Source organism: Stenotrophomonas sp. NPDC078853 (assembly GCF_044901215.1).
GTDB lineage: Bacteria > Pseudomonadota > Gammaproteobacteria > Xanthomonadales > Xanthomonadaceae > Stenotrophomonas > Stenotrophomonas lacuserhaii.
The window spans coordinates 1-8,328 of the sequence record NZ_JBJDOQ010000033.1 but is presented as its reverse complement, the minus strand read 5'-3'; the positions used below and the strand labels follow the sequence as shown (position 1 = coordinate 8,328).

Below are 8,328 nucleotides of genomic sequence, written 5' to 3'. Positions count from 1 at the left end.
ACGGGGCCCGCGGTTTGCGCAGCAAAGCGTGGGAGCGGCAGCGCGAATGCGATGACGTGTACCCGCGCCATGGATGGCGCGAAACGAGGCCCGCATGGATGCGGCATTTGCCGTCCCCCGCACAGCCCCACCGCCCGGCCCAACCCCAGATGCAGCTCTAGAAGCCACCCGCGAGGGGGTCCCACCCGTTCGACCCACCTACCGCGAAGGCAACAGCACCGCCGCAGCGTCCACGCATGCGACCAACCGCTCGCCGGCCGCCAACACCGGCGCCACCCCCGCCGTGAACTGCGAGAACGCCGGCAGCACCGTCACCCGATCGCGCAGCCAGAAGGCCGGCAACCGACGCGGCAACCCCGGCAGCGCGGCCAGCGGATGCAGGTGGCCACCAATCACGTGGGCCTGCGCATCCGGCTCCGGTTCGTGGCGCAGCAGGAACGGACCCAGTGCGGCCTGCTCCTCGTGCACCTGCACCTGCAGGGCGGCTTCGGACAGCGCGCGGTCGTGGTTGCCACGCACCACGTGGACCGCAAGCCGGGGCAACTGCTCGCGCCATGCCAGCCAGTGGCTGTACCACGGCGCGCGATGCAGCGGGCCGTGCAGCACATCGCCCAGGATCCACAGCTGCTCGCAGGCGGTACGTTCAACCAGCTGCTGCAGCCGCTGCAGGTCGGCGGCGGTGCCGCCCACCGGCAGCGCGATGCCGGCGCGGCGGAAGATGTCCGCCTTGCCCAGGTGCAGGTCGGCGATCAGCAGCGCGTGCAGTCGCGGTATCCGCAGAGCGCGCTCGCCGAGCAGGATCACCTCTTCGCCGGCCAGCCGCAGGACAAGGTCATCGGGCATTGCGCTTTTCCAGTTGTTGCGCAGCACGCAGCACGCGCGTGCGCCAGTCTTCGTTGCTCAGCTGGCCGCGCAGCCGTTCGGCCCACAGCGGGAAGCCCAGCGGCGTCAGCGAGCGCGGCGCCTGCAGCGACAGCGCCCGGCCCAGCATCCGCTGCAGCGCCTCGCGCAGTCCGTCCACGTCCAGACTGTCATGCAGTACTTCGCGTTCGGCCAGCTGCAGCAGCATGTGTTCCGGATCGTGTTCGCGCAGCACGTCGTACAGCAGGCCGGCGGAGGCCTGCAGCTGGCGCAGGGAACGCGGCATGCCGCCGGGCAGGCTGGGTACCAGCAGGCCCGACACCCGCGCGATGCCGCGGAACTGGCGGCGTGCCAGCTCCCCCAGGTTGACCGCCGCACGCAGGTCATCAAGCAGCGCGCCAGGGTCCAGCAGTCCGGCCCACTGCGTCGCATCCAGTTCGACGGGCAGCGCCGGCGCCAGCACCAGCCCGTGGTCGTTCACCGCATAGCCGATGCTGTTGCGCTGCAGCCGCGTGCAGCGCAGCGCCAGCAGCGCCGCAAGCGCTTCATGCACGTGGCGGCCGGCGAACGGGTACACGAACAGGAACTGGCCTTCGCGACGACGCACCTCTTCCACCAGCAGGTGACCCGGTGCAGGCCGCGCCGACAGGGTGTCCTGCAGGGCCAGCAGGGGTGCCAGCCAGCGCGATTCCGGGCTGTCGTCGGCGCCGCCCAGCACCGCTTCCAGTTCGCGCCCCAGCGACGGCGACAACGCCAGCTGGCCGCCCTGCCAGCGCGGCACCACGCCTTCCCCACCGCGCGCCACGCGCACGTAGGCGGTCATGTCCTTCAGCTGTACCAGTTCGAGCAGGCGGCCGGCGAACTGGAAGCGATCACCACGGCGCAGGCGGCCGGCAAACTGCTCTTCCACCGCGCCCAGGCTGCCGCTACGCAGGAACTGCACGCGCACGCTGCCGTCGCTGCTGATGGTGCCGATGGAAAGGCGGTGGCGCAGTGCCTGGCGGCGGTCGTGCACGCGGTAGATGCCATCTTCGTCCTGCACCGCCTTGTGGAAATCGGGGTACTGCGCCAGCGCCCGCCCGCCCTGCACGATGAACAACAGCACGTCCTGCCACTGCGCGTCGCTGAGTTGCGCGAAGGCATGCGTGCGGCGGACCTGGGCGAGCAGCGCGCCCGCTTCGAAGCCACCGGCCAGCGCGCGGCTGATGCAGTGCTGGGCCAGCACGTCCAGCGACAGCCGAAGTGGCCGCCGTGCCTCGACCACGCCCGCGGCGAGGGCGCGGCGCGCGGCAGCATACTCGGCCAGCTCCAGTGCATGGCTGGGCACGCAGAGGATTTCGCCACTGGCGCCGGGGCGATGCCGCGCGCGTCCGGCGCGCTGCCGCAGCCGTGCCACGCCCTTCGGGCTGCCCAGCTGCAGCACCTGTTCCACTTCGGGGAAATCCACGCCCAGGTCCAGGCTGGAGGTGGCGACCACGCAGCGCAGGGCGCCAGCGCGTAGTCCGTCCTCCACCTGCTGGCGTAATGCGGGATCCAGCGAGCCATGGTGCAGCGCCAGGGTGGCGCTGTCTTCGGGCCACACCGCAGCCAGCGCCTGGTGCCAGAGTTCGGCCTGCGCGCGGGTATTGGTGAACAGCAGGCTGCTGCGGGCGCCCATCAGCGCCTGCAGCACGCGCGGCAGCTGCCCCAGTCCCAGGTGGCCGGCCCACGGGAAGCGCTCGCCCGGCTCGGGCAGCAGGCTGCGCACACGGACTGGGCGCGGCCTGGCCCCCTCCACGGTTACTGCATCCGGACGATCAGGCAGCAGCACCTCGCGGGCATGCGGCAGGTTGCCCAGCGTGGCCGACAGGCCCCACAGCTGCATCGCCGGTGCGGTGTCGCGCAGCAGGGCCAGGTTGAGCTGCAGCAGCACGCCGCGCTTGCTGCCCAGCAGTTCATGCCATTCGTCCACCACCACGCAGCGCAGCTGGCGCATGCGCGCCAGCGTATCGGGGTAGCTCAGCAGCAGCGCCAGCGATTCCGGGGTGGTGACCAGTACGTCCAACCGGCCTTCGCGGGCGAGGCGTTTGTCGCGGCTGCTGGCATCGCCGCTGCGCAGGCCCACCTGCCAGTCCAGCCCAATGGCCTTCAACGGCGCCTGCAGTGCGCGTGCGGTGTCCGTGGCCAGCGCACGCAGGGGGGTCACCCAAAGCACCTGCAATGGCCGCACAGCGCTGCGACGGGCCGGCGCGGGCGGCGGATCGACCAGCGCCTGCAGCAACGGACCGCCGAACATCGCCAGGGTCTTGCCGCTGCCGGTGGGCGTGTGCAGCAGGCCGGACTGACCGGCCAGGTAGTGCCGCCACATCGTGCGCTGGAACGGCAGCGGCCGCCAGCCGCGCTCGGCGAAGAACCCCTGCAGGCGCTTGAGCGCCTCTGCTGCGGTCATCGCGCAAGGGCCTGCAGCTGTTGGAGATGGTCGGCTTCGGCGGCGGGCTTGTCCTGGCGCCAGCGCAGGATGCGCGGGAAGCGCACGGCGATGCCGGACTTGTGCCGCTTGCTGACATTGACCGCTTCGAAGCCCAGCTCGAACACCTGTTCGGCACGCACGCTGCGCACCGGGCCGAAGCGTTCGCGCGTGTTGGCGCGGATCCAGCGATCCAGCGCGAGGATTTCCTTGTCGTCCAGGCCGGAGTAGGCCTTGGCGACCGGCACCAGTTCCTCACCCTTCCAGACCCCGAAGGTGTAATCGGTGTACAGCGTGCTGCGCCGCCCATGGCCCGCCTGCGCGTACAGCAGCACCGCATCGATGGTCAGCGGATCCACCTTCCACTTCCACCAGTCACCACGGCGGCGACCGGCCTGGTAGACCGAATCGGCACGCTTGAGCATCAGGCCTTCCACGCCGCGCACGCGGGCTTTTTCACGCAGGGTGGCCGCGTGCTGCCAGTCCTCGGCATGGACCTGCGGGGACAGCTGCAGGCGGGGATCATCCAGCGCGCCGAGCAGCGCAGCCAGGCGTTGCCGGCGCTGCTGCAACGGCACGTTGCGCAGGTCTTCGCCGCCTTCTTCCAGCAGATCGTAGGCGAGCACACGGACCGGCGTGCTGCGCAGCGTCGCCGGCCCCGGCTTGCGCCGCTGGATGCGCGTCTGCAGGGCGGTGAAGGCACGCGGCAGATCCTCCTGCGCATCCCAGGCCAGTAGCTCACCGTCGATCACGCAGCCATCGGGGAGTGCGGCGGCGGCCTGTTCGATTTCCGGAAAACGCCCGTCCAGCCGCTCTTCGCCGCGTGACCACAGCGCGACTTCACCCTGCCGGCGCAGCAGCTGCAGGCGGATGCCATCCCACTTCCATTCCAGCAGCCAGTCGGCGACCGGACCCAGCGTCTGCACGTCCGCTTCCAGTGGCGATGCGAGGAAGAAGGGGTAGGGCTGCTGGCGGTCCAGCGGCAGTTCTTCGTGCGTCAACAGCGTTGCCAGCAGCGTGGGCGAGGGCACCCAGTCGCCGAGCATGCGCTGGGCGATGCGGGCGATATCCAGCCCGGACAGTTCGGCCAGCGCCTGTTGCACCAGACGCTGCGATACGCCGACCCGCAACGCGCCGGTCAGCAGTTTGTTGAACACCAGCCGCTGCGGCGCAGGCAGCGTGCGCCAGCCGGTTTCCACTGCGGCGCGGCGGACTGATTCGTCCTGGTTGGCCACGGCCAGCAGATGGGTCTCGATCCAGTCCACCAAGGGGCGATCCGGCGCTGGCTGGCGCGGCTCATCCACCAGCAGGGTCAGCGTTTCGGCCAGGTCGCCGACCTGCTCGTAGCTGTCTTCGACCAGCCATGCCGGCAGGCCGGATTCGTCCACCAGCCAGGCGCGCAGTTCACCGCTGCCGGCGATCTTGCGACGGGCACCGCCGACCTTGCCGCCGCTCAGCAGGTACAACGCCCAAGCGGCGTCGTGCGCTGGCGCGTGGCGGAAGTAGTCGACCAGCGCGGCGCGTTTGTCGCCGGTGGCGGTGCTGCGGTCCAGGCGCTGGTACAGATCGGCGAAGGCCTTCATTCCTCGCTCCCGTAGTCGGTGCGGAAGGCTTCGGCGGCGGTGCCGTTTTCGCGCAGGTAGCGGATCAATGCATCGGTATTGCCGTGGGTGGCGATGATCCGGGTGGCGCCGGTCTGCGCGATGGTCTGCAGCAGCGCCGGCCAGTCGGCATGGTCGGACACCACGAAGCCGCGGTCGACGTTGCGACGGCGGCGGTTGCCGCGCAGGTGCATCCAGCCGGAGGCAAACCCGAGCTGGTGGCGGCCGAAGCGGCGCACCCACGGCGTTCCCGCAGCCGAAGGCGGGGCCAACACCAGGCGGCCGGCCGAATCGGGCTGGCGACCCTGTTCGGCCACCGCCTGGGTGGCCAGCATCGGGATGCCGGCCTGGCGATAGACCTGCACGCCGTTGTCGATCGCCCCATGCAGCCAGGCCGGCTGGTCGTCCAGCGGCAGCAGTTCGGCAAGCACCCGCTGCGCCTTGCCCAAGGCATAGCAGAGCAGGATCGCCGCTTCGCCCCGTTCGCCACATTCGCGGCGCCAGGCGACGATGTCGGCGGCCACCTCGGAGGTATCCGGCCAGCGGTAGATCGGCGAGGCGAAGGTGGCTTCGGTGATGAACGTATCGCAGGGCACCACTTCGAACGGATCGCAGGTGGGATCTGGCTGGCGCTTGTAGTCACCGGAGGCCACCCAGACCTGCTCGCCGTCGTCGATGCGCACCTGTGCCGAGCCCAGCACGTGGCCGGCCGAATGCAGCGAGACCTCCACGCCGCCCATCCGGAACGGCACGCCCCAGCGGTGGGTGTGGATGCGTACGTCGCCCAGCCGCCAGCGCAGGATGGCCTCGCTGGACGGGCTGCAGTGGTATTCCTGCATGCCGCCGCGGGCATGGTCGCCGTGACCATGGGTGATCACCGCGCGCGCTACCGGGCGCCATGGATCGATGTGGAAATCGCCAGCGGGGCAGTACAGTCCTTCCGGACGCAGCACCACCAGATCGTCGCGTCTGCTCATGCCATCACTGTGCCGGGCCATTCGTGCAGGAGGTGAGAATCCGCCTGAACAGCAGCCGCTCCCGCGCTGGGGCAGAATCAAAGGCCATGCGGCCAGGGAGGCGTTCCACCATGCGCGACCAAGCAGCACCGTTCCAGACCCACCTCGTGCAGAACCAGCCGCCCGCGTTCGCCGGGCGCCACCTGTGGGCCGATGATGCGGCGCTGGTGGAAGCGGTGGACCGGGGCGGGGCCTCCTCCTTCGCTGGTCGCCTGGCAGCGTACGGACGGCTCGCCGGCGATGCGCTGTACGGGCTCGGCTTCGATGCCAACCGCGATCGACCGCGCCTGCGCACCCACGATGCGCAAGGCCACCGCATCGACACCGTCGAGTTTCATCCGGCGTACCACCAGTTGCTGCACACGGCCAAGGAACACGGCGTGGCCGGGTTGTCCTGGCATGAGCCGCAGCCCGGTGCGCACGTGGCGCGCGCCGCGCTGAGTTACCTGCACCACCAGGCCGAAGCCGGGACCAGCTGCCCGCTGACCATGACCCACGCTGCGGTGGCGGTGCTGGCCGACCATCCGGTGCTGTCGGAGTGGGCACGCAAGGCGGCCGCGCCGGTGTACGACCCGCGCGATGTGCCGATCGCCGACAAGGTCGGCATCACCCTGGGCATGGGCATGACCGAGAAGCAGGGCGGATCGGATGTCCGCGCCAATGCCACCGTCGCCGAGCCCGGCGCGGATGGCAGCTATCGGTTGGTCGGGCACAAGTGGTTCTTCTCCGCACCGATGTCCGACGGCTTCCTGGTGCTGGCACAGGCGCCGGCAGGCCTGACCTGCCTGCTGATGCCGCGGCGGCTGGCCGATGGCAACCGCAACGCTTTCCAGTTGATGCGGTTGAAGGACAAGCTTGGCGACTGGTCCAACGCCTCCAGCGAGGTGGAATTCACCGGCGCCCAGGCTTGGCGGGTGGGCGAGGAAGGGCGCGGCGTGGCAACCATCATCCACATGGTGATGATGACCCGGCTGGACTGCATGCTCGGCGCTGCCGCGGAAATGCGCATGGCGCTGGCGCAGGCGCTGCACCACGCGCGTCATCGGCACACCTTTGGACAACGCCTGTGTGACCACCCGCTGATGGCCAACGTGTTGGCCGACCTGGCACTGGAATCCGAAGCGGCGACCGCGCTGGCCCTGCATGTGGCGGCGGCGGTGGACCGCGCCGCGCGCGACCCGCGCCAGGCCCTGTTGGCACGGGTCGGCACCGCGCTGGGCAAGTACTGGATATGCAAGCGCGCGGCGGCGTTCGTCAATGAGGCGCAGGAATGCCTGGGCGGAGCGGGCTACGTGGAAGAGTCGATGCTGCCGCGGCTGTACCGCCAGGCGCCGCTCAATTCGATATGGGAAGGCAGCGGCAACATCCAGTGCCTGGACGTGCTGCGTGCGCTGCAGCGCGAGCCGCCGGCGTTGCAGGCACTGCATGAGGAACTGCTGGCCGGCAGTGGACTGGATGCGACCTTCGACGAGGCCATGTCGCGCTGGTGGAACGCGCTGCCACCGGAGCCGGCGCTGGCGCGTGTGTACTGCGAGCGGCTGGCGCTGCTGCTGCAGGGCTCGATCCTGCTGCGTGCAGGCAGTCCGTTGGCGGCCACGTTCGTGCGCAGCCGGCTGGGCGGTGAACACGGCCTGGCCTTCGGCACGTTGCCGCTGGGGATCGACAGCGCGGCGATGCTGGCACGCGCGCTGCCCTGAGCCGGGGCAAAAAGAAAGGCGCCGGCCTGCGCCGGCGCCCGCCAATTGGAAGTGGGACCGATCAGTGCTGGCTGTGGTCGGCGTTGTCCTTGGCGTCGTCGGCCACGTCGCGGGCCTTGTCGGCCACGTTCTGCGCTGCGGTGGCGGTGGCTTCGCTGGCATTGGCGGCTGCATCCTTGGCGGCAACCTTGGCTTCAGCTGCCGCGGCGGCGGTCGAATCCGCTGCGCGGTCCAGTGCCTGCTGGGTATCGGCGGCGGCTTCGCGGGAGGCGGCGGCGGCGTCATCGGTGGCATCGCGGGTCGCGGCGGCGGCGCGATCGACGGCATCACGTGCGGCGACGCCGGCGCTGTCGGCGGCCTGGGCGGCATCCTGTCGCGCCTGTTCGGCTTCGGGGCCCTTGCAGGCGGCCAGGCCGAGAACCAGCGCGGAGGCCAAGAGGGACGTGGTCAGGGTGCGGATCTTCATGGCGCGCTCCAGGATCAGGGTTTCAGGGAGCGCCAGCCTATTCATCGACCGGTCTAGGGCGGGTGAAGTTTTCTGCGCGTGTGCGCGGCTTCGAAGCCGACGGCAACGGCAACAGCAACGGCAACAGCTGCAGGGCTGAGGGTTTGGTGGGGCGGGGTGGCTGTGCAGGACACGCCGTGAATCCGTCCATGGAGGCTCGCTTTTCGCATCCATGCGAAAAGACGGTCCTGCACAGCCACCC

6 protein-coding genes are annotated in these 8,328 nt (G+C 70.2%); 1 reads left to right on the top strand and 5 read right to left on the bottom strand.

Annotation, left to right across the window (positions count from 1 at the left end; all coding sequences use genetic code 11):
- Nucleotides 1–198 precede the first annotated feature (198 nt).
- From pdeM to ACI2JH_RS19590, 4 genes are read right to left on the bottom strand one after another with little or no spacing between them, the layout of a single operon-like run.
- On the bottom strand, nt 199–843 hold the full coding sequence (gene pdeM, locus ACI2JH_RS19605) for a ligase-associated DNA damage response endonuclease PdeM (RefSeq protein ID WP_350000183.1): 645 nt from the start codon (nt 841–843) through the stop codon (nt 199–201).
- Nucleotides 833–3,289, bottom strand: coding sequence for a ligase-associated DNA damage response DEXH box helicase (locus tag ACI2JH_RS19600; protein WP_404736990.1), 2,457 nt, complete (start codon nt 3,287–3,289; stop codon nt 833–835). The genes pdeM and ACI2JH_RS19600 overlap by 11 nt, the downstream gene beginning before the upstream one ends.
- Nucleotides 3,286–4,890, bottom strand: a complete 1,605-nt coding sequence (locus ACI2JH_RS19595) for an ATP-dependent DNA ligase (protein WP_404736989.1) — start codon at nt 4,888–4,890, stop codon at nt 3,286–3,288. The genes ACI2JH_RS19600 and ACI2JH_RS19595 overlap by 4 nt, the downstream gene beginning before the upstream one ends.
- Complete coding sequence (locus ACI2JH_RS19590; protein WP_101099651.1) at nt 4,887–5,885, bottom strand: ligase-associated DNA damage response exonuclease; 999 nt, start codon at nt 5,883–5,885, stop codon at nt 4,887–4,889. Before ACI2JH_RS19590 ends, ACI2JH_RS19595 begins: the two co-directional genes overlap by 4 nt.
- Nucleotides 5,886–5,995: 110 nt before the next feature.
- On the opposite strand from ACI2JH_RS19590, the gene ACI2JH_RS19585 reads away from it, so the two are divergent.
- Complete coding sequence (locus ACI2JH_RS19585; protein ID WP_404736988.1) at nt 5,996–7,621, top strand: acyl-CoA dehydrogenase family protein; 1,626 nt, start codon at nt 5,996–5,998, stop codon at nt 7,619–7,621.
- 61 nt (nt 7,622–7,682) lie between these two features.
- Here ACI2JH_RS19585 and ACI2JH_RS19580 read toward each other — a convergent pair whose 3' ends face one another.
- Nucleotides 7,683–8,087 carry a hypothetical protein gene (locus ACI2JH_RS19580; protein WP_042613274.1) on the bottom strand — a complete coding sequence of 135 codons (405 nt, stop codon included), beginning with the start codon at nt 8,085–8,087 and terminating at the stop codon, nt 7,683–7,685.
- Between the last annotated feature and the right edge of the window lie 241 nt (nt 8,088–8,328).

Excerpts from the sequence above, each read along its gene's own strand:
- pdeM (WP_350000183.1), bottom strand. The coding sequence starts at position 843 with ATGCCCGATGACCTTGTCCTGCGGCTGGCCGGCGAAGAGGTGATCCTG.
- ACI2JH_RS19600 (WP_404736990.1), bottom strand. The coding sequence starts at position 3,289 with ATGACCGCAGCAGAGGCGCTCAAGCGCCTGCAGGGGTTCTTCGCCGAG.
- ACI2JH_RS19595 (WP_404736989.1), bottom strand. The coding sequence starts at position 4,890 with ATGAAGGCCTTCGCCGATCTGTACCAGCGCCTGGACCGCAGCACCGCC.
- ACI2JH_RS19590 (WP_101099651.1), bottom strand. The coding sequence starts at position 5,885 with ATGAGCAGACGCGACGATCTGGTGGTGCTGCGTCCGGAAGGACTGTAC.
- ACI2JH_RS19585 (WP_404736988.1), top strand. The coding sequence starts at position 5,996 with ATGCGCGACCAAGCAGCACCGTTCCAGACCCACCTCGTGCAGAACCAG.
- ACI2JH_RS19580 (WP_042613274.1), bottom strand. The coding sequence starts at position 8,087 with ATGAAGATCCGCACCCTGACCACGTCCCTCTTGGCCTCCGCGCTGGTT.